This window comes from Shewanella sp. 4t3-1-2LB (genome assembly GCF_017368415.1).
GTDB classification, from domain to species: Bacteria; Pseudomonadota; Gammaproteobacteria; order Enterobacterales; family Shewanellaceae; genus Shewanella; species Shewanella fodinae.
Map to the genome: position 1 here is coordinate 1 of NZ_JAFNJD010000182.1, position 255 is coordinate 255.

Annotated in this window: 1 protein-coding gene; it reads right to left on the reverse strand. The window is 42.0% G+C overall.

What is annotated here, in order from left to right:
• Window positions 1-208 (reverse strand): hypothetical protein (locus J3L11_RS19215; protein ID WP_207572021.1); only part of this gene is annotated, 208 nt, incomplete at its 3' end.
• Window positions 209-255: the final 47 nt, after the last annotated feature.

Genomic DNA, 255 nt, shown 5'->3' on the forward strand with positions numbered 1-255 from the left:
CAAAGGCAAAATGTTGTGTCTCATGGTAGTTCGAGAGTTGGTTATTCAGGCATGCAAATAAAGGATTTACGAATTGCTTGAGAGACGAAACGGGAGCAAGCAAAAATTCATATTCGCTGGAATCCGAGATGGCTGATAATTTTCCAATTATTTGAGGTTCGTTGTCGATGGCCTCTCGCAGCTCAAACAGCGGCGCAAGCCACTGCAATATTATCGTTCTCAGCAACTTTTGTTGTGTATGTAACTGAATACGTT